Origin of the sequence: Streptomyces sp. NPDC015032, assembly GCF_043080425.1 — a bacterium.
Classification (GTDB): Bacteria; Actinomycetota; Actinomycetes; order Streptomycetales; family Streptomycetaceae; genus Streptomyces.
This window is the reverse complement of the sequence record NZ_JBIBVN010000001.1, coordinates 515,799-539,852: the sequence shown is the minus strand read 5'-3', so window position 1 is coordinate 539,852 and position 24,054 is coordinate 515,799. Positions and strand designations below refer to the sequence as shown.

Genomic DNA, 24,054 nt, shown 5'->3' with positions numbered 1-24,054 from the left:
GTACCCGAGAGACCCGAACCGGAGACCGTGACTACTACCGCCTCCCACCACCTCTCACCCGCCTTCCCCGGCCGCGCCCCCTGGGGCACGGCCGGCAAGCTGCGAGCCTGGCAGCAGGGCGCCATGGAGAAGTACATCCAGGAGCAGCCGCGCGACTTCCTCGCGGTCGCCACCCCCGGCGCGGGGAAGACCACCTTCGCGCTGACCCTCGCGTCATGGCTGCTGCACCACCACGTCGTGCAGCAGGTCACCGTCGTCGCACCGACCGAGCACCTGAAGAAGCAGTGGGCCGAGGCAGCGGCCCGGATAGGGATCAAGCTCGACCCCGACTACAGCGCGGGCCCGCTGAGCAAGGAGTACGACGGCGTCGCGGTCACCTACGCGGGTGTCGGCGTCCGGCCGATGCTGCACCGCAACCGGTGCGAGCAGCGCAAGACCCTGGTGATCCTCGACGAGATCCACCACGCCGGTGACTCGAAGTCCTGGGGCGAGGCGTGCCAGGAGGCGTTCGACCCGGCCACCCGGCGGCTCGCGCTCACCGGCACGCCCTTCCGGTCCGACACCAATCCGATCCCCTTCGTCGTGTACGAGGAGGGCAACGACGGTATCCGGCGCTCCTCGGCCGACTACACCTACGGCTACGGCAACGCGCTCGCCGACGGCGTCGTGCGGCCCGTGATCTTCCTCAGCTACAGCGGCAACATGCGCTGGCGCACCAAGGCCGGTGACGAGATCGCCGCCCGGCTCGGCGAGCCGATGACCAAGGACGCCATCGGGCAGGCCTGGCGGACCGCCCTGTCGCCCACCGGGGACTGGATCCCCAATGTGCTGAGCGCCGCCGACAAGCGGCTGACCGAGGTGCGCAAGGGCATTCCGGACGCCGGTGGGCTCGTCATCGCCACCGACCAGGAATCGGCGCGCGAGTACGCCAAGATCCTCAAGAGGGTCACCGGCGAGAAGGCCACCGTGGTCCTCTCCGACGAGAAGGCGGCGTCGAAGCGGATCGACCAGTTCAGCCAGGACGGATCGCGCTGGATGGTCGCGGTCCGCATGGTGTCGGAGGGGGTCGACGTGCCGCGCCTCGCGGTGGGTGTGTACGCCACCACCATCTCCACGCCGCTCTTCTTCGCGCAGGCCGTCGGGCGTTTCGTGCGGTCGCGCAGGCGTGGCGAGACCGCCTCCGTCTTCGTGCCGACCATTCCGATGCTTCTCGACTTCGCCAACGAGATGGAGGTCGAGCGGGACCACGTCCTCGACAAGCCCAAGAAGGGCAGCGACGAGGAGAACCCGTTCGCGGAGGAGGACAAGCTCCTCGCCGACGCCGAGAAGCTGGAGGACGAGGAGACCGAGGAGCAGCTGCCCTTCGAGGCCCTCGAATCCGACGCGGTCTTCGACCGGGTGCTGTACGACGGTGCCGAATTCGGCATGCAGGCACACCCCGGGAGCGAGGAGGAGCAGGACTACCTGGGGATTCCGGGGCTGCTGGAACCCGACCAGGTGCAGCTGCTGCTCCAGAAGCGGCAGACCCGGCAGATCGCGCACAGCCGCCAGAAGCCGGCCGAGGACGCCGATCTGCTGGAGAAGCCGGCCGAGGCACGGCCGGTGGTCACCCACAAGCAGCTGCTGGGGCTGCGCAAGCAGCTCAACACGATGGTGTCGGCGTACACCCACCAGAGCGGCAAGCCGCACGGAGTGATCCACACCGAGCTGCGCCGGGTGTGCGGCGGGCCGCCGAGTGCGGAGGCCACAGCGGGGCAGATCCAGCAGCGGATCCAGAAGGTGCAGGAGTGGGCCACGCGGATGACGTGAGGGCGCTGACGTGACGTGACGTGACGTGACGTGACGTGCCGGCCCGGGGCGAGGACTGCGGTCCTGCCCCGGGCCGGCGTCGTTGGTGCGGATCGGGTGCGGGTCGGGCGCCGGACGGTCCGGTACCCGGATGAATGAACGGGTACCCGATGGATCGATACCGGGCGGATGCGCGGATGCACGACTGCCGGACGCCGGATTATCGGAGTACCGGAGTTTCCGGGATATCGGGATGCCGGGATGCCGGGCGAACGGCTACCAGACGAACGCCGCGGACTGGATGGCCGTGGCCACGCACGGAACCGTGGCCGACGTCGGGGACGAGGCCACGATCTGCAGGGACCAGTTGGTGGCGCTCGGCGGGCCGGGCAGCACCGCGGAATCGGTGCGGTCGCCCGCCGCGAGGGTGCCGGAGGTGAGCTTCAGGGGCCCCAGGGTGATCGGGTTGGGGCTGGTCATGCCGGGGTTGGTCTTTCCGGAGAACTGCACCTGGCTGGTGATGCCGCCCGAGGTCTTGGTGAGCTTGAGCGTCGTCGTGATGCTGTTCGGGTCGGCACTGGTGCCCGGCGGCATCGTGATCGCCGAGGATGTGATCTTGATGGTCTTGGCCGTGCCCGAGTCGACGGCGGTCAGGGTGGCGAGACCGCTGCCCCAGGTTCCGCAGTCGTACGTGGCCGTCGCGGTCGGCGGGGTCACCGCCTGGGCCGTCGGTGCCAGGGCGAGCGCGGCGGCCGCGGAACAGGCCGCGGCCAGTACCAGCGGGACGCGGATGTGTCTTCGGTTCGACGGCCGTACTCTCGGCGGCCGTACGGAAATGATTGACATGACGGGGAGAACTCCTTCCGGTTGAATTCCGCAGATTCGAAGAAATGGGCGTGTGCGATCTTCTTGCGGATCTGCGTGCCGGGCCCGGCATGTCGGGTGCAGTGAAACGGTGGTCTTCGGAGATGTCAAGAGATGTCAGCAGGTGAGTGAAAAGTGCGTGCTGAAATGCCTTTCGGGCATTTCAGGCAAGGATCATTCGGTTTTCTCTTGACTTCTCCGCACGCGACCTCCTCAATGTGCGCAATCAATGGGCCATGGAGGGGTGTCTGGTGATCCGACGACGAAGACCCGGCGTGACCGGTCTGCTCGCTGCCTGCTTCGTACTGTCCCTGAGCTGTGTCGGGGCCACCGCCCAGGCCGCACCGCCGGACGTGCGACAGACGGGGCAACAGGCCGCCGGTACGGTCACCCCGACCGTCCACTGCATCCTGCCGGCTGGTCAGGGCGAGGCGACCGGGCCGCAGGAGATGACCGTCGAGCTGTCGCCCGCGGTCGTCGCCCCGGGCGGCAAGGTCCATGCCGAGGTCACTCTCGGCCCGTCCCCCGCCACCAGTGCTCTCGCGCTGGACGACGTGCCGACCATCCCCAGCCTCGACCTCGCCATGTCCGGCGGGGCCACCGGCACCGTCACCGTGCGGGGGGCCGAGTTCACGATGGACATCCCGGCCGGGAAGCCCATCGAACTTCCGCCGTACGAGGGCGACTTCCTGGTCCCGGCGGGCGCCTCCGGGGAGATCTCCTTCGCCCCGGTCCGTACGCTGACGCAGACCAAGGTGCTCGGCTCGGTCTTCGAGACACCCTGCGACGTGGTCGGCGGGGGCGGCTCCATCGGCACCGTCACGGCGGAGGGCACCGGCTCCGAGCCCGCCACCCTGACCGCCCCCGCCGATCCCGTACGTCCCAACACCCCGGTGAAGCTGGGGGGTTCGGGCTGGACGCCGGGCGGTACCCCGGTGCCCTCGCTCTGTGCGGCGGGTGGTGGCGGCTGTGACCCGCTGAAGTTCAAGAGCCACACCCTCACCATCGACAGCTACGGGACACTGCACGGCACCGCCACCCTCGCGGAGGCCGGAGCGGTGCCGGACGGTGCGTACCAGGTGAAGGTCAACGACGGTACGAAGGAAGCCACCGCCGCCCTCACCGTCAAGGCCGTCGCGGCCGGCGACCGCGAGATCTCCCTGTCACGGAGCAGCGGACCGGTCGGCAGTGTGATCACGGTCGGCGGAAAGAACTACAACCCGGACCGCTGGATCAATGTCGTCGGCCTCGATGCGACGGGCACCGGGCTCGACGACAGCGCGGTCTACGTCAAGAGCGGCCCGGACGGCACCTTCGCCGTCGAGTTCACCGTGATCTCCGATGCCGTCGTCGCCGTCCAGGCCGACGAGGGCAACGACCCGGCCACCGTACGGACCGCCCCGTTCACCGTCACCACGGACGGGGGAGGGGGTGGCGGCACCGCCGACCAGAAGCTGAACACCTCGGTCCGGGCCGGGACGCTCTCCATGGTCCAGGACGGCGACACCGTCGACTTCGGTACGACGGTCCTGGGCACCGGCAGCGGTGTGCAGCGCTCCCGGCTCAACCGGGTCGAGGTGGAGGACGCCCGCGGTGTCAACAGCGGCTGGTCCCTGACCGCCACCCTCACCGGCTTCACCAGCGCCGACGGGGGCACCATCCCGGCCGGCGCCGTCCGGTGGACACCCAAGTGCACGGCGCAGAACGGGAGCAAGGGAGTGCCGGTGGCCGGATCGCCCGCCGCGCTCGGCAGCGAGGCGGCGAGCCTCTGCCGGATGAATCCGGACGGGTCCCGCCCGTTCACCGGCGGCCGGTTCGACGCCGACGCCGATCTCGTGCTGACGGTGCCCGGATTCACCCGGCCCGGAGATTACAGCGCCACCCTGACCCTCACTCTTCTCTGAGAGCCGTCAGGAGAAGGACCCGGAGACGCCCGCCCGCTCCGTATCGCAGGGAGCGGGCGGGCGCCGCCCTTTTGTATGCGCAGATCGTATGCGCAGAATTCCCGCAGTCGTGGAGGAGCCAGATGTCTGTACGGCCGAGACCGAGAAAACCGTCGGGAAGACCGTCGAGAAAGCCGTCGAGAAGACCGGGACGGCCGGGCGCGCTGGTGCGCCGGGCCGTCGCCCTCACCGCGGGGGCGGTGCTCGTCTGGACCGGCGGAACCGTCGCCCTCGCCCCCGTAGCCCACGCGGGCACCGTCACCCCGACCGTCCACTGCACCCTGCCCGCCGGTCAGGGCGAGGCCACCGGGCCGCAGCAGATGAGCGTCGACCTCTCGCCGGGCATCGTCGACCCGGGCGGCAAGGTCCACGCCAAGGTCACCCTCGGCCCGTCGCCCGCCACCAGCGGACTCAGCCTGAGCAACGTGCCCACCACCCCCAGCATCGACTTCGCCATGTCGGGCGGTGCGACCGGCACGGTCACCGTCACCGGCCCCCAGATCAACCTCGACATCCCGTCCGGGAAACCCATCGAGATCCCGCCGTACGAAGGGGACTTCATCATCCCCGCCGACGCGAGCGGACCGATCTCCTTCACCCCGGTGCGCAATCTGACGCGTACCAAGGTGCTCGGCTCCACCTACGAGACCCCGTGCAACGTGACGGGCGGCGGCGGCTCCATCGGCACCGTCACCGCCGAGGGCACCGCGGGCCATCCGGCGACCCTGAACGCGCCCACCGCCGCCGTGCGACCGTCCACCGGGGTCGCCCTGTCCGGCAGCCTGTGGACCGTCGGCGCCACCCCCGTGCCCTCGCTGTGCGCGGCGGACGGCGGCGGCTGCGACACCGGCAAGTTCGCCTCCAGCACCCTCACGATCAGCGGTTCGGGCGAGCTGACCGGAAGCGCGGTGCTCGCCGCGGCGGGCGCGGTGCCCGACGGCTCGTACCTGGTGAAGGTCGGTGACGGTACGAAGGAGGCGACCGCACCCCTGACCGTCAAGGCGTACCTGCCCACCGGGCCCCGGGCCATCGCGCTCTCCAGCTCCGGTGCGCCGGTCGGCAGCATCATCCGGGTCACCGGCAGCAACTACTTCCAGGACCGGTGGATCAACACCGTCGGCCTGGATGCGAACGGGGCGACGCTCGACGACACCGCCGTCTATGCGAAGAGCACCTCCGACGGCACGTTCAGCGCCGACTTCACCGTCTCCGATCCGGCCATCGCCGCGATCCAGGTCGACGAGGGCAACGACCCGGCCACCGTACTGACCACCCCGTTCACCGTGACCGATGCCTCCGCGACGCTCTCCGCGGGCGCCGCGAAGGTCAAACCCGGCGGAACGATCACCCTCTCCGGCGGCGACTGGCCGACCGGCACCACGCCCGCCGCCGCGCTCTGCGCCGCCGACGGCACCGCCTGCGACAGCGCGCGGATCAGCGGCTCCACCCTCCGGATCGGCGCCGACGGAACACTCGCCGGCACGGTCGCCGTGGCCGGATCCACCCCGCGTGCCGTGTACGCGCTCCAGGTCACCGCCGGGGGAGCGCAGGCCCTCACTCCGCTGACCGTCGCCCCCTCCTTCGTCGTCCTCACCCCGTCGGCCGGGCCGAAGGGGACCGCCGTCACCGTCCTCGGCCAGGGCTTCGCGAAGGTCGCCACCGTGTCCATCGTCGGACTGCGGGCCGACGGGTCGCAGACGTCCGACCCGGCCCGCACGAAGGTCGTCGGGCTGGACGGAGCGTTCTCCCAGACCTTCACGGTGAACGCCGCCGACACGGTCGCGATCCGGGTCCGGGAGGTCCTCGTCAACCCGCGCACCGAGACGGCGGCGTTCACCGTGAAGGACGGCACCGTCCCCGCCGGGCCGGCCTTCGCGCTCTCGCCGCCCGAGGGGCCCGTCGGCACGGTGGTCCAGGTGACCGGCCGGGGCTTCGCCCCCGTCGCCACGGTGTCGGTGACCGGCCGCACCGCCGACGGGAAGCAGACCTCGGACTCGTATGTCACCCGGGTCATCGGACTCGACGGCACGTTCGCCCTCAACTTCACCGTCCGCGATCCGGCGACGAGGGCGATCAGGGCCTGCGAGGTGCTCGTGAACGGAAAAATTGTGCAACAGTCGTTCACGGTGAGCTAACGCCCGTTCACTGCCGGTATACGGAGCGTCGCCGAGGCGTCGGCCGACCTGGACGCGCGTAGACGTCCAGGTTTCGGCCGGTGTCTCACTGACCGGCGCTTATGCTTCTTCACCGCAACTCCGCTTCCGCCGGCGCCCGGATTCTGGACGAGGTCTTCCGCTGAGCGGACTGGCTCGCTACTGTCCCAAAAAATGAACGCTCCGTGGCAATGCCGCCGCGGAGCGCAGCCGGTGCCTTGGCCAGGCCGGCGGCCTTTCCGTGCGTCGCCGCTGGGACCGGCGGCGCACCTTCCGTGGGAACCAGCCGCCGCCGCTCACCAAAAGAGGAGAGGGCGTCGTGACCGCGGAGACCTCCCAGACGCTCGACCGGGGACTACGGGTCCTCAAGCTGCTCGCCGACACCGACCACGGTCTGACCGTCACCGAGTTGTCCAACAGACTCGGCGTCAACCGCACAGTGGTCTACCGTCTGCTCGCCACCCTGGAGCAACACGCCCTGGTGCGCCGCGATCTGGGTGGCCGGGCCAGGGTGGGCCTGGGCGTGCTGCGCCTGGGCCGCCAGGTGCATCCGCTCGTACGGGAAGCCGCGCTGCCCGCGCTGCGGTCCCTCGCCGAGGACATCGGTGCCACCGCCCACCTCACGCTGGTCGACGGCAGCGACGCGCTGGCGGTCGCGGTCGTCGAACCGACCTGGACCGACTACCACGTGGCCTACCGGGCCGGGTTCCGCCACCCGCTGGACCGGGGTGCCGCGGGCCGCGCGATCCTCGCCGCCCGCCAGAAGCCGGTGGGCGAGACGGCCTTCACCCTCACCCACGGCGAGCTGGAGGCAGGGGCGAGCGGGGCGGCGGCCGCGCTGGTGGGGGTGACCGGGGTCGAGGGCAGCGTGGGCGTGGTGATGCTCGCCGACTCCGTACCCGAGCGGGTCGGCCCCCGGGTGGTGGACGCGGCCCGTGAGGTGGCGGACGCGCTGAGGTAGGGCCGGAGCGGGGCACGGCCCGCATCACCCGCCCCGGTGGTTAGATTGGGCGGGTGCTCACTCGTCTCTCGCGCTCCCGCACCCTCGTCCTGTGCGCCCTGCCCGTAGTGGCCCTGTTCGCTGTGGCCGCCTTCGCGCCGCTGCCGTTCACACTGGCGCAGCCCGGTACGACCGCGAACGTGCTCGGGAAGGATCATGGCACCCCTGTGATCAGCATCAAGGGCGCGCCCACCCGGACCACCGAGGGCGAGCTGCGGATGACGACGATCCTCGCGACCGGGCCCACCGCCGACGTCGGTGTCGGCGATGTGATCGACGGCTGGTTCCGTACGGACCGCGCGGTCCTGCCCCGCGGCTCCGTCTACCCGACCGGCGGCTCCGAGAAGGAGATCGAGAAGCACAACCTCGAAGACATGCAGAAGTCGCAGAACTCCGCCGTCGACGCGGCTCTGAACTACCTCGGCAGGCCCAAGGGCTCGGTCGACGTCACCCTGCACCTCGCCGATGTGGGCGGCCCCAGCGCGGGCCTGTTCTTCGCGCTCGGCATCGTCGACAAGCTCGAAGGCAACAGCTCCGGCGGCGATCTCACCGGTGGCCGCACCGTCGCGGGCACCGGCACGATCCAGGCGAACGGCGAGGTCGGGGCGGTCGGCGGGGTGTCGCTGAAGACTCAGGCCGCGCGCCGTGACGGTGCGACCGTCTTCCTCGTCCCGAAGGCCGAGTGCAGGGAGGCGGGCGCCGAGCTGCCCAAGGGGCTCCAGCTGATCCCCGTCACGACCCTGAAGAGCGCGGTGTCCTCGCTCCAGGCGCTGGATCAGGGGCGCAAGGTCCCGAGCTGCTGACCACGGGGGCCGGCGGCGACGGTATGGCAGCCTCCGCCGCCGCGTCCCCGGTTCCCGCCGCGCCCCCGGTTCCCGCCGCGTCCCCGGTTCCCGCCGCGTCCATCGTGCGCCAGACCGGGAACACCATGGGGCTCAGCGTCGCCAGCAGGTACACCCCGCCCATCGCCAGCAGCGCATCCCGCACACCCGCGCTCTCCACCAGCAGGCCGGCCGCGAGACCACCCACCGGCATGGCCAGTTCGCCGCCCGCCGTGAGGACCCCGGAGACCCGGCTGCGGAGCTCCTCGGGCACGCTTTGGTAGATCACCGTGGTCAGGATCGGGTTCAGTACCCCGCCCGCGATGCCGCTCAGCGCCATGGTCACGGCGAGCGGCAGCGTCGTCCCGGTCAGCGCCGCGATCAGGTACCTGGGTGCGCCGCTCAGCAGCACGCACACCGTGAACACGGCCCGCCGCGAGAAGCGGTGTCCGAACGCCCCGTACAACAGCGCCCCGGTCAGTCCGCCCGCGCCGAACAGTGCGGTGAGCAGCCCGATGTCCCGGGCCCCGCCCAACTCGGCGGAGGCGTGCACCGGCAGCAGGACGGCGTTCCAGCCCTGGTCGGTGCCGTTCATGAAGAGGACCATCACCACGACCGCGAGCAGCAGCCGGTTGCCCAGCAAGTAGGTGTAACCCTCGCGCAGTTCGGTGCGGTACGCCCGCAGCGAGACGGGTGTCACGGCCTTGCGCGGCTCGGCCGCGCGTACCCCGCGTACCCCCGTCGCGATCAGCAGCGCGGACGTCAGGAACGTCGCGGCGTCCAGCAGCAGGACGGTCTCGGCGCCGACCAGTGCGATCAGCACGCCGGCCAGCGCCGCCCCGACCATCCTGGCCCCGCGCGAGACGGCGTCGAAGAGGCTGGCGGCGCGGGCGAGGGTGGTGCCGGCGTGCTCGGCGAGATCCGGTACGAGGACGTAGCGGGCCGTGCTTCCCGGGGTGTGCAGGAGTCCGCCGACCGCCATCAGTGCGCAGAGCATCCAGAATTCGAGTGCGTGCGCGTAGTGCAGCAGCGGTATGGCGGCGACGGCCGCGCCGCACACCAGGTCGGAGGCGACGGAGACCCGGCGGCGCCCGATCCGGTCGATGACGGGCCCGCCGATCAGTGCCGAGACGACGATCGGCAGTGTCGCGCAGAAGGCGACGACACCGGCCCTTCCCGCACTTCCCGTGGTCTCCAGCACGAACCACGGGACGCCGATGAGGGTGAGTGAAGTCCCGGCTGTGGATATGGAGTTGGCCGCCAGCACGGAAGTGAGCGGCCTGCGGTCACGGATGCCCGCGGGTGTGGTGTCCTGCGCGTTCCTCCCCCCGTCCATCGTGCTAGGCCGTACGCGGCGAGTGGAGTGCCGGTGTGGGCCGGTCCGGTATCAGGCGCAGGCCCAACTCGACCATGGTCCAGCCGAGTCGGGCCCGCAGGTCCCCCCGCGGGATGCGGGGTGCGAGGTTGAACTCGGCAGCCTGGTGGCGCAGTTCGGTGGAGCGGAAGGCGTGCAGCTGCAGGTGCGTGTCGGGGTGCATGATGGGTTCCTCTCAGTCGGTGGGGCGGGGGAACACGTGCAGATGGGTGCGGACGACAGCCGAGCCCTCGGTGCCTTCGGGGACCCGGTCGCGGTAGCTGTCGACCAGGTCGTGGATCTTCTCGGCCAGCTCCAGTGAGAGCTCCGGGGTGAGGCGCATCTTGAAATCGCTGACTTCCCAGCCGCGCCACCATTCCTCGGGCCATTCGTGCATCGTGCCGAGCCAGGTGTTCAGCTCCTGGGCGTGCGCGGTGGCGATCTCGTGGAGTACGACGCCGACGGCGCCGCGCACCTCGGGGTCCGGATGGCTCAGGAACCGGTCGCTGTTGAAGGCGGTGCCGGTGTGGACCGCCCGCCACCAGCGCTCGCGCCCCTTGCCGCGCTCCGGGTCGTCCTCGACGAAGCCGTACGCCGCCAGCTGCCGGAGGTGGTAGCTGGTGGCGCCGCTGGACTCGCCGAGCCGGTCCGCGAGGCCGGAGGCGGTGGCGGGGCCGAACTCCCGCAGCGCGCTCAGCAGCCGCAGGCGCAGGGGGTGGGCGAGTCCGCGCAGGGTGCGGGCGTCGACCAGGTGGACGTTCTCTTCGTCGGCGGGGCTGTCGCCGCCGTCTTCCGTTGCGGGCATGGTTCAACAGTAGACGTGCAAAGCAGTCTTTGCAACGAGGTCTTTGCAACAACTTCTTTGCGACATCCGCCGGAGGGCTCGCGGACGGCGGCGGAGCTTCGGGAGAGGGCCACCAGGGGGTTACCTCTTCTTGAGGGGGGTCACCTCTTCTTGATGAACCCCTCCCGGAGCAACCAGTCCTTCGCCACCTCGTGCGGGTCCTGCCCGTCGACATCCACCTTCGCGTTGAGCTCCTGCGCGACCTCCGTCGTCAGCTTCCTGCTGACCGGGTCGAGCAGCTCCGCGATCTGCGGGTACTTCTCGAAGGTCCTGGTGTGGATGACCGGCGCGGCGTTGTAGTTGGGGAAGAAGTGCTTGTCGTCCACGAGCACTTCGAGGTCCATGGCCTTGATCCGGCCGTCCGTGGTGAACACCTCGCCCAGCAGACAGGAGTCGGACTTCGAGACCTGGGTGTAGATGATCCCGGCGTCCATCTTCTTGATGTTGCCGGCCGGGAGGGACATTCCGTACGCCTTCTGCATGCCCGGCAGTCCGTCGTCGCGCGAGGCGAACTCGTTCTCCACGCAGATCGTCACCGCCGACGGATTCCTCTTCGCCAGGGCGGCGACATCGGAGAGCGTCCGCAGGTGGTACTGCGCGTTCTTCTTCCTGCTGATCGCGAGCGCGTAGGTGTTGTCGAGGGTGGACTGCGGCAGCCACGTCACCCCGTTTTTCCGGTCCGCGGCCCGGACCGCCTCCCACTGTTCCAGCGGGTCGGCGATCGGCTTCGCATGGCCCAGATAGGTGATCCAGCCGGTGCCCGTGTACTCGTACATCGCGTCCGCGTCGCCCTTGACGATCGCCTCGCGCGCACTGATCGAACCGGGCAGGTTCGTCCGGTCCAGGACCTCCGCGCCGGCCGCCTTGAAGACCAGGCCGATCATCTGGCCCAGGACGATGTTCTCGCTGAAGTTCTTCGAGGTGACGGTCAGCGACGCCCCCTTCAGCGGCAGGCCCCGGCCCACCGAGCCCGGCACCACGTCGTCCACCAGCGGCGAGCCGCTCTTCAGCCCGCACCCGGCGAGTGTCAGCGCCAGAGCCACCGTCCCCACGAGCACGGCGCGCACCCTCCGCCGGCCCCCCTCGCCCGGCCATATCGGCCACCGCCGCCGCGTGCCCATCTCACCCCACCTCCAGTCCGCGCGGGGTCAGCGCCACCTCGACCAGCGAGGCCAGCCAGTCCACCAGCAGCGCCAGCACCACCGTCAGTACGGAACCGAGCACCAGCACCGGCATCCGCTGGGTCTGGATGCCCGAGGTGATCAGGTCCCCGAGACCGCCGCCGCCGACGAAGGTGGCCAGGGTCGCGGTGCCGACGTTGAGCACCAGCGCCGTCCGTACACCGGCCAGGATCAGCGGGACGGCGAGCGGCAGTTCGACCTTGGTGAGCGTCCCCATCGCCGACATGCCGATCCCGCGCGAGGCCTCGACCAGGTTCGGTTCGATCGCCTTGAGTCCGGCCACCGTGTTGGAGAACACCGGCAGTACCGCGTAGATCACCATGCCGATGATCGCCGTCGACGGACCGATGCCCAGCCAGATCACCAGCAGCGCCAGCAGGCCGATCGCCGGCGTCGCCTGCCCGACATTGGCCAGCGCGGTGACCAGCGGAGCGCCCCTGCGCAGCCGGCGCCGGGTCAGCACGATCCCCAGCGGGATGGCGATGATCAGCACCCAGAACGTCGAGATCGCAGTCAGCTTCACATGCTGCCACCAGCGCAGCTGCACATTGCCGCCGGTGAGCGAGTTCCTCGCGATCGAGTCCAGGTGGATGCTGGTGATCCACAGATAGGTGACGACCACGACGATCACGAGCGCGGCCGGCAGCAGCACCAGCTTGCGCCAGGTGATCCGGCGTCCGGGCCGTGCCGGTGGTGGCGGGGGCTCCTCCTCCTCGTCGCGGAAGGCATGGCCCTTGACGTCGTGCTCGCCGGGCGGACGGTCCTTGTCGGACGCGGGCACCCGGCGGGGGGAGCGCGTCGTACGCGCCGACCCGGAACCGAACGGGGATGGGGGATTCATGAGCCCGGACCGCCCTCCAGCTCCTGTTCGGTCTGGTGGGAACGGAGTTCCTCCAGGTCGTGCTGGTGCTCGATGGCGGCAAGCCGGTCGGCCTCCAGCAGTTCGTGGACGGAGTTCATCAGCGTCTGCATGTCGACGACCCCGATGAACTCGCCCCGCCGCCCGGTCACCGCGACCCGTCCGCCGCTGTCGGTCAGCACCGCCTCCAGCGCGTCGTGCAGCGTCGCGTCCCGCGTCACCGTGTCGTGGACCAGCTGTCCGGCACGTGCCAGCGAACCCCGGGCCCGCATCAGGTCGCCGCGCCGCAGCCACTTGTACGGGCGGTTCCTGCGGTCCAGCATCAGGAGTTCGTTGTGCAGGCTGCTGCGCAGGGTGTTGAAGATCGACTGGAGCGGGTCGTCGACCGTCACCGTCGGGAACTGGGCGATCTCCACATCCCGTACGCGGGTGAGGTTGAGCCGCTTCAGCGCCGCCCCGGCACCGACGAAACCCGAGACGAAGTCGTCCGTCGGATTGGTGAGGATCGCTTCCGGGGTGTCGAACTGCGCGATGTGCGAACGCTCCCGCAGCACGGCGATCCGGTCGCCCAGCTTGATCGCCTCGTCGAAGTCGTGGGTGACGAAGACGATCGTCTTGTGCAGCTCGTGCTGGAGCCGGATCAGCTCGTCCTGGAGGTGGTCGCGGGTGATCGGGTCGACCGCGCCGAACGGTTCGTCCATCAGCAGCACCGGCGGGTCGGCCGCCAGGGCCCGTGCCACGCCCACCCGCTGCTGCTGTCCGCCGGAGAGCGCGCGCGGATAGCGTCCGTGGAACTCCCGGGGGTCCAGGCCGACGAGATCGAGCATCTCCTCGACGCGGTCCTTCACCTTCGGCTTCGACCAGCCGGCCATCCTCGGTACGAGGGCGATGTTCTCCGCGACCGTCATGTGGGGGAAGAGCCCGGACGACTGGATCGCGTAACCGATCTTGCGGCGCAGTCTCACCGGGTCCATGTCGGTGACGTCCTCGTCACCGATCCTGATCCGCCCGGACGTCGGCTCGATCAGCCGGTTGATCATCTTCAGGGTGGTGGACTTCCCGCAGCCGGACGGGCCGACGAAGATCACGGTCTCGCCCGCCTTGATGTCCATCGTGACGTTGTCCACCGCCGGGTTCGGGTTGCCCGGATAGCGCTTGGTCAGGTTGTCCAGATGGATGGGCGCGCCGGAGGTGGTCCTTGTCGTCCCGGCACGGCCGGCGGCGGTGCTCTCGGCAGTGGAGCCGGTGGCCCCGGGCCTGGTCGTCGCGGAATCGGCAGTCTCAGACACGGATCCCCCTGGGAATGGTGAGGCGCCCGAGCAGGACGTACGCGGCGTCGAACAGCAGGGCGAGGATGACGATGCCGAGCGTGCCGGCGAGCACCTGATGGATCGCGTTGGCGCTGCCCAGGGAGGCGATGCCGCGGAAGATCTCATTGCCCAGACCGGGACCCGACGCGTACGCGGCGATGGCGGCGATGCCCATCAGCATCTGGGTGGAGACCCGGATGCCGGTGAGGATCGGCGGCCAGGCGAGCGGCAGCTCCACCCGGAACAGCCGGGCCGGCCGCGACATCCCGATGCCCTTCGCCGCGTCGACGAGCGCCGGATCGACCCCGCGCAGCCCCACGATGGCGTTGCGGACGACGGGCAGCAGCCCGTACAGCGTCAGGGTGACCACGGTGGGCGGGACCCCCAGCCCGACCAGCGGAATGAGCAGACCGATCGCGGCCAGGGACGGGATGGTGAGGATCGTCGCGGTCGACGCGATGGCCAGCGATCCCGCCCATCCGCTGCGATAGGTGACGACCCCGATCAGGATGCCCAGCACGGTGGCGATGACCATGCACTGGAATACGGCGCTGACGTGCTGGTACGCGTCGATGAGCAGCTGTTGATGCCGATTGCCCAGGTACTCCCAGAAGCTCACACGCCCCTCCTCGGCTCAGTCGTCGTCCCCCGCGGCCTGCTCGACGAGCGGGATGACGCGCAGCGGAACCGGGTTCTCCATGACGATGGCCGTGGAGGCCCGGACGATGCCATCAAAACCGACAACCCGGTCGATCACCCGTTGGAGATCGGCGTTGGAACGCGCGACGAGACGGCAGAGCATGTCGCCGTGCCCGGTGGTGGTGTGCAGCTCCAGCACTTCCGGAACACCGGCCAAATGGGCGCGTACATCGGCCCCTTGGCCCTGTTTGATCTCCAGCGTGGCGAACGCCGTGACGGGATAGCCGAGCGCCGCCGGATCGACGGTCGGGCCGAATCCGCGGATGACTCCATTCGACTGAAGCCGGTCCAGGCGCGCCTGCACCGTCCCGCGCGCCACGCCGAGCCGGCGCGATGCCTCCAGGACGCCGATACGGGGCTCGCGGGCCAGCAGCACGATGAGCCGCCCGTCCAGTCGATCGATCGCCATGGTGCGCCTCCGGGGGTCACTGTGATGGTCATCATGTACAGATAGCCCGGCCATCATCCTCATCCGCTATGCAGATTGCCCAGTGGATCCGCAAACTGTTGCGCACCTTGCGAAGCGGCGAGAGCCTTCGGACATGACTGAGACTGTGCACACCACCCCCGACACTGCCCGGCAGGCCGACCCCTTCCCGGTGAAGGGAATGGACGCGGTCGTCTTCGCCGTCGGCAACGCCAAGCAGGCCGCGCACTACTACTCGACGGCCTTCGGCATGAAGCTGGTCGCCTACTGCGGACCGGAGAACGGCAGCCGTGAGACGGCGAGTTACGTCCTGACCAACGGCTCCGCCCGTTTCGTCTTCACCTCCGTCATCAAGGCGTCCACCGACCACGGCCGCTTCCTCGCCGACCACGTGGCCGAGCACGGCGACGGCGTCGTCGACCTGGCCATCGAGGTCCCGGACGCCCGCGCGGCCTACGCGTACGCGGTCGAGCACGGCGCCCTCGGCCTCACCGAGCCGCACGAGGTCAAGGACGAGCACGGCACGGTCGTGCTCGCCGCCGTCGCCACCTACGGCAAGACCCGCCACACCCTCGTCGAGCGCACCGGCTACGACGGCCCCTACCTGCCCGGATACGTCGCCGCCGCCCCGATCGTCGAGCCGCCCGCCAAGCGCTTCTTCCAGGCCATCGACCACTGCGTCGGCAACGTGGAACTCGGCCGGATGAACGAGTGGGTCGGCTTCTACAACAAGGTCATGGGCTTCACCAACATGAAGGAGTTCGTGGGCGACGACATCGCCACCGAGTACTCCGCCCTCATGTCCAAGGTCGTCGCCGACGGCACCCTCAAGGTCAAGTTCCCGATCAACGAACCGGCGATCGCCAAGAAGAAGTCCCAGATCGACGAGTACCTGGAGTTCTACGGCGGCGCGGGCGTCCAGCACATCGCGCTCGCCACGAACGACATCGTCGCCTCGGTGCGCGCGATGCGGGCGGCCGGCGTCCAGTTCCTGGACACCCCCGACTCGTACTACGACACCCTTGGCGAGTGGGCGGGCGAGACCCGCGTCCCCGTGGAGACCCTGCGCGAGCTCAAGATCCTCGTCGACCGGGACGAGGACGGCTACCTGCTGCAGATCTTCACCAAGCCGGTCCAGGACCGCCCGACCGTCTTCTTCGAGATGATCGAGCGCCATGGCTCGATGGGCTTCGGCAAGGGCAACTTCAAGGCCCTGTTCGAGGCGATCGAGCGCGAGCAGGAGAGGCGCGGCAACCTCTGACCCGGACACACGGGCGGGGCCTCCGGCGAACCCGGGGGCCCCGCCCGTGTGTGCCGCCCCGGGGCAGCGCCACGCGTCCGCTCACCGCGTGAGTGCGCCGGTGGTGGACGCCTGAGAGCGAGGGGTGGCCGGCGTCCGCACGACCGGGCTGTCCGTGGCCGGCCCCGGTCCGGGCGCGGGTGTGCCCGGGGCCTGCGGCGGTGTGCTCGGCTCCGGGGTGGCCCTCGGCTCCGGGGCCGGGGCCGAGGGCTGCGGGGCGGCCGCTTCCGGTTCCGCCGACCGTGCCTGCGCACCCCGGGCGGGCTCCATGTCCTGCGGGCCGCCCGCCGGAGGGCTGCCCAGCGAGTCCAGCGCCTTCTTGGCCGCCGGGCCCTCCAGCGGGGAGAAGTGCGGGTTGGTGCGCAGGGCCTTCTCCAGATTGCGGCGCGCCGGGCCGTAGTCCCCCAACGCCTGCTGGATCGCGCCCAGGTGGGACGCGTACGAGGCGGTCTGCCCGCCCGTGTCGACCGCCTGCGTCGCGTACGGAAGAGCGGCGGACGAATCACCGGAGAGGTGCAGCGCCCAGCCCAGCGCGTCCGCCACCGCCGCACTGCGGTGCGACCGGGCCCACTCCGCCTTCAGGAGCTTCACCGCCACCGCCGGATCCCCGTGGGCGGCCTCGAAACGGCCGCGCAGGAGCGCGCTGTCCACGCCGTGGTCATCGCCGCGCGCGAGAGCCTCGCGGAACTGTGCGTACATGCCCTGGGCATCGTCGTCCCGGCCCAGCGACTGGTACAACTCGCCCAGCTCCAGCATGTACTCGGGCCGGGGCAGGTCCGCCAGCGCCGCCTTGTAGTCGCGCTGCGCCTCGTCCGTACGGCCGAGCGCCACCAGCGCCGCGGCCCGGCCCGCGAGCGACGGGTGGTGGGCGCGGTCGCTCCGCAGCGCGGCGCCGTACTGCGCCACCGCCTCCTCGGGCTCGCCACGCTCCCAGGCCAGTTCGCCCAGCAGATGCAGGCACTCCGCCTTCTGCGTCGGTGTGGTGGCCCGGTCCGCCGCGTCCTGCGCGCCCGCCAGCGCGTCCTCGCGCCGGCCGCGGTCCCGGTACATCCGGGCCGTCCACAGGAGCGCCGCGGCGCCGGGGCGGAGCGCCGCGAGCTTCTCCACCGACGCGCGCGAAGCCTGGTAGTCGCCGAGGCCGTTGTACGCGTCGATCAGCACCGGGTACGCCGTCCACTCCTTCGGCTGCCGCGCCCGTACCTTCTCGCCCCACTTCTTCGCCACGACGAAGTCGCGCCGGGCGTTGGCGAGCGTCGCCAGTCCCACCCAGGCCGCCGTGTTCCCGTTCTCACCCGGCTCGATGCTCAGCGAGCGCTTCAGCGCCCCCTCGGCCCGGCCGAAGTACATCTCGTCCGCGGAGCGCCGGCCCCATTCCACGTACGTCGTGCCGAGCAGCGCCCACGACTTCGCGTCGGAGGGATGCGTCCCCACCCACTGCTGCCGGTCCCCGAGCAACGCCGTCAGATCGGAGAGCGAGGCGGGATAGCCCATGTCCGCCGCCTCCAGAGCACGGGAGACCGGGCCCGGCGCGGGCGGCGGCGCGGATTCCTTCCCGTCCTCCGGCACGGCCACCACCGCACCCGTCACCAGCACCGCACCCGCCACCACACCCATGGCCGCCCTGCGCAGCGTCGTGCGCAGCGAAACGGGCGGCAGATCGGTTGATGACGCCGGGTCCGGCGCCGCGAGGTCGTTTCCGGGCGGTTCAAGGGGTGGCTTCGTCGAATCGGCGGGCTCCGGGGGCTGCGGCATGACATCCATGCCGATCACTCTGCGTCAGTACGAAGAGCACACCGCGTTGTGTGAAGGCTGCCGCAGACGGGTTCACACCAATGGGCCCGGGTGCCACGCTTGGATCGTGAACGGACTTCTCGAAGAACTGCGTGCGGGTCTGCCGGCCGAGGCCGTGATCACCGATCCGGACGTCACCACTTCGTACGCCCACGACATGGCGAGCTTCTGCGAGGCCGGCACGCCCGCCGTCGTCGTGCTCCCGCGCACGGTCGAGCAGGTCCAGCACATCATGCGCACGGCAACGGCCCTGCGCGTCCCGGTCGTCCCGCAGGGAGCCCGCACCGGCCTGTCGGGCGCGGCCAACGCCTCCGACGGCTGCATCGTGCTGTCCCTGGTGAAGATGGACCGGATCCTGGAGATCAGCCCGGTCGACCGGATCGCCGTCGTCGAACCGGGCGTCATTAACGCCGTGCTGTCCCGGGCCGTCGAGGAGCACGGCCTCTGTTACCCGCCGGACCCCTCCAGCTGGGAGATGTGCACCATCGGCGGCAACATCGGCACCGCGTCCGGCGGTCTGTGCTGCGTGAAGTACGGAGTCACCGCCGAGTACGTACTGGGTCTGGAGGTCGTCCTCGCCGACGGGCGTCTGCTCACCACCGGCCGCCGTACCGCGAAGGGCGTCGCGGGATACGACCTCACCCGGCTCTTCGTCGGCTCGGAGGGAAGCCTCGGCATCGTTGTCAAGGCCGTGCTCGCGCTGAAGCCCCGGCCGGCGCGGCAGCTGGTGCTGGCCGCCGAGTTCCCGAGCGCGGCCGCCGCCTGCGACGCGATCTGCCGGATCATGGAGCGCGGTCACACTCCGTCACTCCTCGAACTGATGGACCGTACAACGGTCCGTGCCGTCAACGAGATGGCCGGCATGGGCTTGCCCGACACCACCGAGGCACTCCTCCTCGCCGCCTTCGACACCCCGGACCCGTCGGCCGACCTGGCCGCCGTCGCCGAGCTGTGCACCGGGGCGGGCGCCACCGAGGTGGTCCCCGCCCAGGACACGGCCGAGTCCGACATGCTGCTCCAGGCCCGGCGGATGGCGCTCACCGCACTGGAGACCGTCAAGCCGGCCACGATGATCGACGACGTCTGCGTACCGCGCTCGAAACTCGGCGCGATGCTCGAAGGCACCGCCGCCATCGCCGGGAAGTACGGCCTCACCATCGGTGTCTGCGCGCACGCGGGCGACGGCAACACCCACCCCGTCGTCTGCTTCGACCACACCGACGCCGACGAGTCCCGGCGGGCCCGCGAGTCCTTCGACGAGATCATGGCGCTCGGACTGGAACTCGGCGGCACGATCACCGGCGAGCACGGTGTCGGCGTCCTGAAGAAGGAGTGGCTCGCGCGCGAACTCGGCGAGGTGGGCGTCGAACTGCACCGGGACATCAAGCGGGCCTTCGACCCGCTGGGGCTGCTCAACCCGGGCAAGGTGTTCTGACGGCCGCCCGGCACCGAGTTCGGGCCCGTGTCCGTGTCCGGCGCCGCGCCCGTGCTCACGCCCGGGGCCGCGTTCATGCCCGTGCCGGCGTTCGCACCCGCGTTCGTACTCGCGTTCGGGACCGCGTTCGGGCCCGCTCATGCGCCGCCGTCCTGCGACTCGTCCGACCCCCACGGGTCGCTCAGCCACAGATCGTCGGCCGGCAGCGGCGCGAGGAGTTCGGCGAGGCCCTCGTCGATCCCGAGCCGCTCGCTCTCCGTGCCCGGCGGAACCAGCCGCAGAGTCCGCTCCACCCAGGCGGCCACGGCGGCGGACGGCACCTCCAGAAGGGCGTCGCCGTCGGGCGAGGACAGCGCCACGAAGATGACGTTGCGCCGGTCGACCTTGGCCGGCCAGATCCGCACGTCCCCGTGGCCGCACGGCCGGAAGACGCCCTCGACCAGCAGATCGCGGGCGAACGACCAGAGGACGGGGAAGTCGGAGCCGACATGAAAGGCGACATGCACGGCGTACGGGTCCTCCGTGCGGTATGTCAGCCGGGCAGGGACGGGGATGCTGCGCTCGGGCGACAGAACCAGCCTGAGCTCCAGCTCGCGTTCCACGACGGTGTGCATGAGTACGTCCTCTCGGTGCCTGTGGGCCGGTCCCTCGACCGGTCCGCACAGGGAGAGAGCACACTCCCCGCCAACTCTTACGCGACTTCTGGAAAAAATTTCTGAGTGACCGGAAAGTGGCCCAAACTCCTGGACCGGCCCAGGGGCGGGCGGCCGTCTGATAGATGTGGACCCGTTGTATTAGAGGCCTCGAAGAGATACGGGACCACGGTGATGAGCGCCCCAACCCCGGCACCCGGTGACGAAAGCCCCCGTGAGGGGTATTACCCCGACCCGTCCATTCCCGGATATGTCCGGTACTGGAACGGCGCTTCGTGGGTGCCCGGCACGAGCCGGCCCGCCCCTAGGCAGGGCGAGTCGACGCCCTCGGCGCCCGCCGGAGCGGCGGCCGAACCGCAGCCGCAGCCGCCGTCGCAGCCGTCGGCCACGGTGTCCGCCGCGGCCGACACGCCGATCGACGAGACCGGTCCGGTCTTCCTCGACGAGGAGCCGTCCGCGGACAACCGCCCGGAACCGGCCACCGCTTGGCAGGCCGACGCCTCCCGGCAGGCCGGCTTCGGCGGGGAACGCGACCGACGGATTTCCTGGGGCGGCACCGGGCAGCCCGGTGGGGAGGGCGACCGGGGGCCGCAGGGCGATCAGGGCGGCCCGACGGCGCCGGACGCCGGACAGGATCCGCGTACGCCCGCGGACCGGGCTCCGGCCGACCCGGTCCCGGCCTACCCGGTCCCGGCCGACCGTCTCCCCGCGGTCCGGACACCGGCCGACCGCGCTCCTGCGGACCCGCGTCGGCCCGCGCCCCCGGAGCCGGCGGACGGCGCGCTGCCGGGCATGCGCGACGGCGGTGGCCGGACCCCCGAGAACACCGTCGCGATCCGGGTCGACCGCCCGGGCCGCGCCCCCGCCGCCCGGTCGACGGAACAGGCGCCCACGGACGGGACGGTGACGATCCGCGCCGTCACCCCCGGGGCAGGCGCGCGGACTTCGCCGCAGCCGGCGCCCCAGCAGCCCCCCGCGCACACCCCCGCCCCGGCCCCGAACCCCGCCCCGGCCCGGACTCCCGCGCAGGCTCAGACCCCGACCCCGACCCCGACCCCGGCCCCGACCCCGGCCCCCGCGCCGACCCCGGCCCCCGGCCCCGGCGGCGATGTCACCTCGTGGGCGCAGCAGGTCCACCAGCTCGCCCAGCCCGACCCGGTGGCCCTCCCGCAGCCCCAGCAGCCCCAGCAGCCCCGGACCCAACGGCCTCCGCAGTCCCAGCAGCCCCAGCAGCCCCAGCAGCCCCCAGTCCAGCAGCCCCAGCCCCGGCAGCCCCACCTCCCGCTCCAGTCCCAGCAGCCCCACTCGCAGTTCGGTGCGCAAGGCGGACAGCCGGACCAGCCCGTCGTGCCCTGGAAGCCCCCGGTCAACGACCCGTTCCAGCAGCTCGCGCAGGCCCAGGCGGCCGCCAGGCCCGCCGGGCTCGGCAGGCGGTTCGCCGCCCGACTCGTCGACACGGTGGTGCTGGGCGCGCTCGTCGGCGCGATCGGTTTCCCGCTCCTCTCGGCGGCGATGGACCACATCGACGAGAAGATCAGCGCGGCGAAGCTGTCCGGGGAGACGGTCACCGTATGGCTGGTGGACTCCACCACGGCCGGTCTGTTCGGCGGGGTGCTCGGCGCGTTCCTCGTGCTCGGCGTGCTGCTGGAGGCGCTGCCGACAGCGAAGTGGGGCCGTACGCTCGGCAAGAAGCTCTGCGGACTCGAAGTGCGGGACATCGAGTCCCACGGGGCCCCGTCCTTCGGCGCCGCGCTGCGTCGCTGGCTGGTCTACGGCGTGCTGGGCGTCCTGGTGGTCGGGGTCGCCAACGTCCTGTGGTGCCTCTTCGACCGGCCGTGGCGTCAGTGCTGGCACGACAAGGCGGCGCACACCTTCGTCGCCGGCTGACTCCGTACCCGGCCCGCGGAGCACACTCCTCCGGCTGACCGCCCATCGGGTGAGGGGCTGGGGGGCGTCCCGTTCCCCCGAACGCACCTGAGCCGTTGCGGGTACCCGTGGGCCGGGATGCACTGCCCCCATGAGCAACGATCAGCCGACGTCCGGTCAGCCACCCGAGGACGACCCGTTCCTCAAGGAGCCGCACGGGCCTCAGGGGTCGCAAGAGCCGCAGGGACCTCAGGGTCCTCAGGGGCCGCAGGGGCCGTCGTCGGGCTCTCCGTACGGCGGCACTCCGCCGCCCCCGCCGTCCGGACCGCCGCCCGGGCCTCCGCCGCCGTACGATTCCGGTCCCTACGGCGGTGGCGGACCGTACGGAGGCGTGGATCCGTTGGCCGGCATGCCGCCGCTCGGCGAACCCGGCAAGCGGATTCTGGCCCGGCTGGTCGATTTCCTGATCATCTCGATCCCGCTGTACCTGATCTCGTTGCCGTGGGGCGGCGTGGTCGAGACGAACAACAGGAGCAACAACGGCGTCGGCGATGTCTTCACCCAGACGTACAACGCACGCCAGCTGCTCTGGTCGCTGATCGGTCTGGTGGCCTACGTCGCGTACGACACGTACTTCACGCACAAGGACGGCCGGACCCTCGGCAAGCGGCTGATGAAGCTGCGGGTCGCGATGCTCAATGACGGCCGGGTGCCGGACACCGGGACGGCGTTCCTGCGGGCCGTGGTGCTGTGGCTGCCGGCGCTGCTGTGCTGTCCCTGCCTGTGGTGGCTGATCAACATCGTGCTCATGTTCACGGACAAGCCGTACCGGCAGGGCCTCCAGGACAAGGCGGCGAAGACGGTGGTCGTCCAGACCGACTGAGACCGTTCCGCGCCGGGGCTCTCGCGCCCGAGGCTCCTCGGCTTCCTTGCCCGCAAGGGCTGACGGCTGGCCTGGTGGCCGGGCGGGGGCGGGAGTGCCGGTCGCCGCGCGGCCGCGCTCAACGTGGTCCGACGCCCCCGACGCGCAGCCTTTCCAGGGTGCGGTCCAGATTGCTGCGGGTCGCCTCGACGGCGGCGTCCGGGTCCCCCGCGGCGATCGCCTCGACCAGAACATGGTGCGCGTGGTCGATCGCGTGCCGTTCCTCGCCGCCGTGCAGGTCGGTGTCGGCCAGCAGATGCGCGGCCGCCGCGCGCAGGGCGTCGACGAACGAGTCGAAGAGCCGGACGAGCACCGGGTTGCGCGCGGCCAGTACCACCCGGCGGTGCAGGTCCAGATCTGCCTCGACGAGCACGGCCAGGTCGGCGGCCGCGTCGCGGGTGGCCAGCGCCTCCCGCAACGCGGTCACGTCCTCCGGTGTGCGTCGCCGCGCGGCCAGCCGGCCCGCTTCCACCTCCAGCGCCGCGCGGACCTCGTACACGTCGAAGACCGCCGAGCGGCGCAGTTCCCGGTCGAACTCGGAGACGGGGGAGGTCGCGGTGATATAGGTGCCCGAGCCGTGCCGGGCGCGCAGTTGACCATCGGCGATCAGTACCCGGACCGCCTCGCGCGAGGTGGTCCGGCCGACGCCGAGCAGTCGGCTCAGCTCCACCTCGCCGGGGAGTTTGGAGCCGACCGGCCACTCGCCGGTGCCGATCAGTCGGCGGAGCTCGGTGACGGCCTCCTCGACCAGCGAGCGATGGCGTACCGGTCGAACAGTCATGGGACGACCCTACAGGCCCCAGGACCGCGCCCCGGGGCTCGCCCGGGGTCGTGAAGCCCGGCC

21 protein-coding genes are annotated in these 24,054 nt (G+C 71.0%); 9 read left to right on the top strand and 12 right to left on the bottom strand.

Annotation, left to right across the window (positions count from 1 at the left end):
- The first annotated feature begins 27 nt into the window (after positions 1 to 27).
- The gene (locus tag ACF08M_RS02410; protein ID WP_392183362.1) at positions 28 to 1,809 is read left to right on the top strand and encodes a DEAD/DEAH box helicase; all 1,782 of its coding nucleotides are present in this window, start codon (positions 28 to 30) and stop codon (positions 1,807 to 1,809) included.
- Between the two features lie 255 nt (positions 1,810 to 2,064).
- Here the strand turns inward: ACF08M_RS02410 and ACF08M_RS02405 are convergent, their stop codons facing one another.
- The gene (locus tag ACF08M_RS02405; protein ID WP_392183361.1) at positions 2,065 to 2,634 is read right to left on the bottom strand and encodes a hypothetical protein; all 570 of its coding nucleotides are present in this window, start codon (positions 2,632 to 2,634) and stop codon (positions 2,065 to 2,067) included.
- Positions 2,635 to 2,927: 293 nt separating this feature from the next.
- Here ACF08M_RS02405 and ACF08M_RS02400 point away from each other — a divergent pair, with 293 nt between their 5' ends.
- The 4 genes from ACF08M_RS02400 (at position 2,928) to ACF08M_RS02385 (ending at position 8,551) form a co-directional block, all read left to right on the top strand.
- On the top strand, positions 2,928 to 4,556 hold the full coding sequence (locus ACF08M_RS02400; protein ID WP_392183360.1) for a hypothetical protein: 1,629 nt from the start codon (positions 2,928 to 2,930) through the stop codon (positions 4,554 to 4,556).
- A gap of 206 nt (positions 4,557 to 4,762) precedes the next feature.
- On the top strand, positions 4,763 to 6,730 hold the full coding sequence (locus tag ACF08M_RS02395) for a hypothetical protein (protein ID WP_392183359.1): 1,968 nt from the start codon (positions 4,763 to 4,765) through the stop codon (positions 6,728 to 6,730).
- 337 nt (positions 6,731 to 7,067) lie between these two features.
- The gene (locus ACF08M_RS02390; RefSeq protein WP_148838225.1) at positions 7,068 to 7,709 is read left to right on the top strand and encodes an IclR family transcriptional regulator; all 642 of its coding nucleotides are present in this window, start codon (positions 7,068 to 7,070) and stop codon (positions 7,707 to 7,709) included.
- A gap of 53 nt (positions 7,710 to 7,762) precedes the next feature.
- Positions 7,763 to 8,551, top strand: coding sequence for a S16 family serine protease (locus ACF08M_RS02385; protein ID WP_392183358.1), 789 nt, complete (start codon positions 7,763 to 7,765; stop codon positions 8,549 to 8,551).
- Here the strand turns inward: ACF08M_RS02385 and ACF08M_RS02380 are convergent.
- From ACF08M_RS02380 to ACF08M_RS02345, 8 genes are all read right to left on the bottom strand, one after another.
- The gene (locus ACF08M_RS02380) at positions 8,481 to 9,905 is read right to left on the bottom strand and encodes an MFS transporter (RefSeq protein WP_392183357.1); all 1,425 of its coding nucleotides are present in this window, start codon (positions 9,903 to 9,905) and stop codon (positions 8,481 to 8,483) included. The genes ACF08M_RS02385 and ACF08M_RS02380 overlap by 71 nt on opposite strands.
- A 4-nt stretch (positions 9,906 to 9,909) precedes the next feature.
- Complete coding sequence (locus ACF08M_RS02375; RefSeq protein WP_392183356.1) at positions 9,910 to 10,107, bottom strand: hypothetical protein; 198 nt, start codon at positions 10,105 to 10,107, stop codon at positions 9,910 to 9,912.
- 12 nt (positions 10,108 to 10,119) lie between these two features.
- Positions 10,120 to 10,728 carry a helix-turn-helix domain-containing protein gene (locus ACF08M_RS02370; RefSeq protein ID WP_392183355.1) on the bottom strand — a complete coding sequence of 203 codons (609 nt, stop codon included), beginning with the start codon at positions 10,726 to 10,728 and terminating at the stop codon, positions 10,120 to 10,122.
- 140 nt (positions 10,729 to 10,868) lie between these two features.
- Entirely contained in the window at positions 10,869 to 11,888 is a 1,020-nt protein-coding gene (locus ACF08M_RS02365) for a glycine betaine ABC transporter substrate-binding protein (RefSeq protein ID WP_392183354.1), read from the bottom strand.
- A 1-nt stretch (position 11,889) separates the two neighbouring features.
- The gene (locus ACF08M_RS02360) at positions 11,890 to 12,789 is read right to left on the bottom strand and encodes an ABC transporter permease (RefSeq protein ID WP_392183353.1); all 900 of its coding nucleotides are present in this window, start codon (positions 12,787 to 12,789) and stop codon (positions 11,890 to 11,892) included.
- Positions 12,786 to 13,985 carry an ABC transporter ATP-binding protein gene (locus ACF08M_RS02355; RefSeq protein WP_392183445.1) on the bottom strand — a complete coding sequence of 400 codons (1,200 nt, stop codon included), beginning with the start codon at positions 13,983 to 13,985 and terminating at the stop codon, positions 12,786 to 12,788. Before ACF08M_RS02355 ends, ACF08M_RS02360 begins: the two co-directional genes overlap by 4 nt.
- A 103-nt stretch (positions 13,986 to 14,088) precedes the next feature.
- Positions 14,089 to 14,736, bottom strand: a complete 648-nt coding sequence (locus ACF08M_RS02350) for an ABC transporter permease (RefSeq protein WP_392183352.1) — start codon at positions 14,734 to 14,736, stop codon at positions 14,089 to 14,091.
- Between the two features lie 15 nt (positions 14,737 to 14,751).
- Complete coding sequence (locus ACF08M_RS02345) at positions 14,752 to 15,225, bottom strand: Lrp/AsnC family transcriptional regulator (RefSeq protein WP_362205279.1); 474 nt, start codon at positions 15,223 to 15,225, stop codon at positions 14,752 to 14,754.
- 133 nt (positions 15,226 to 15,358) lie between these two features.
- On the opposite strand from ACF08M_RS02345, the gene hppD reads away from it, so the two are divergent.
- Positions 15,359 to 16,504 (top strand): 4-hydroxyphenylpyruvate dioxygenase, encoded by a 1,146-nt coding sequence (hppD, locus tag ACF08M_RS02340; protein ID WP_392183351.1) that lies wholly within the window; start codon positions 15,359 to 15,361, stop codon positions 16,502 to 16,504.
- A gap of 81 nt (positions 16,505 to 16,585) precedes the next feature.
- On the opposite strand, the gene ACF08M_RS02335 is transcribed toward hppD, so the two are convergent.
- Positions 16,586 to 18,304 carry a tetratricopeptide repeat protein gene (locus ACF08M_RS02335; RefSeq protein ID WP_392183350.1) on the bottom strand — a complete coding sequence of 573 codons (1,719 nt, stop codon included), beginning with the start codon at positions 18,302 to 18,304 and terminating at the stop codon, positions 16,586 to 16,588.
- A gap of 97 nt (positions 18,305 to 18,401) precedes the next feature.
- On the opposite strand from ACF08M_RS02335, the gene ACF08M_RS02330 reads away from it, so the two are divergent.
- On the top strand, positions 18,402 to 19,769 hold the full coding sequence (locus tag ACF08M_RS02330; RefSeq protein ID WP_392183349.1) for an FAD-binding oxidoreductase: 1,368 nt from the start codon (positions 18,402 to 18,404) through the stop codon (positions 19,767 to 19,769).
- Positions 19,770 to 19,906: 137 nt separating this feature from the next.
- Here ACF08M_RS02330 and ACF08M_RS02325 read toward each other — a convergent pair whose 3' ends face one another.
- The gene (locus ACF08M_RS02325) at positions 19,907 to 20,383 is read right to left on the bottom strand and encodes an SsgA family sporulation/cell division regulator (protein WP_392183348.1); all 477 of its coding nucleotides are present in this window, start codon (positions 20,381 to 20,383) and stop codon (positions 19,907 to 19,909) included.
- A 213-nt stretch (positions 20,384 to 20,596) separates the two neighbouring features.
- On the opposite strand from ACF08M_RS02325, the gene ACF08M_RS02320 reads away from it, so the two are divergent.
- Both ACF08M_RS02320 and ACF08M_RS02315 read left to right on the top strand, forming a co-directional pair.
- Positions 20,597 to 22,309: an RDD family protein gene (locus tag ACF08M_RS02320; RefSeq protein WP_392183347.1), complete on the top strand. Its 1,713-nt coding sequence runs from the start codon at positions 20,597 to 20,599 to the stop codon at positions 22,307 to 22,309.
- A gap of 130 nt (positions 22,310 to 22,439) precedes the next feature.
- Entirely contained in the window at positions 22,440 to 23,171 is a 732-nt protein-coding gene (locus ACF08M_RS02315; protein WP_392183346.1) for an RDD family protein, read from the top strand.
- Between the two features lie 118 nt (positions 23,172 to 23,289).
- Here ACF08M_RS02315 and ACF08M_RS02310 read toward each other — a convergent pair whose 3' ends face one another.
- Positions 23,290 to 23,991: a FadR/GntR family transcriptional regulator gene (locus ACF08M_RS02310; RefSeq protein ID WP_392183345.1), complete on the bottom strand. Its 702-nt coding sequence runs from the start codon at positions 23,989 to 23,991 to the stop codon at positions 23,290 to 23,292.
- Positions 23,992 to 24,054 lie beyond the last annotated feature (63 nt).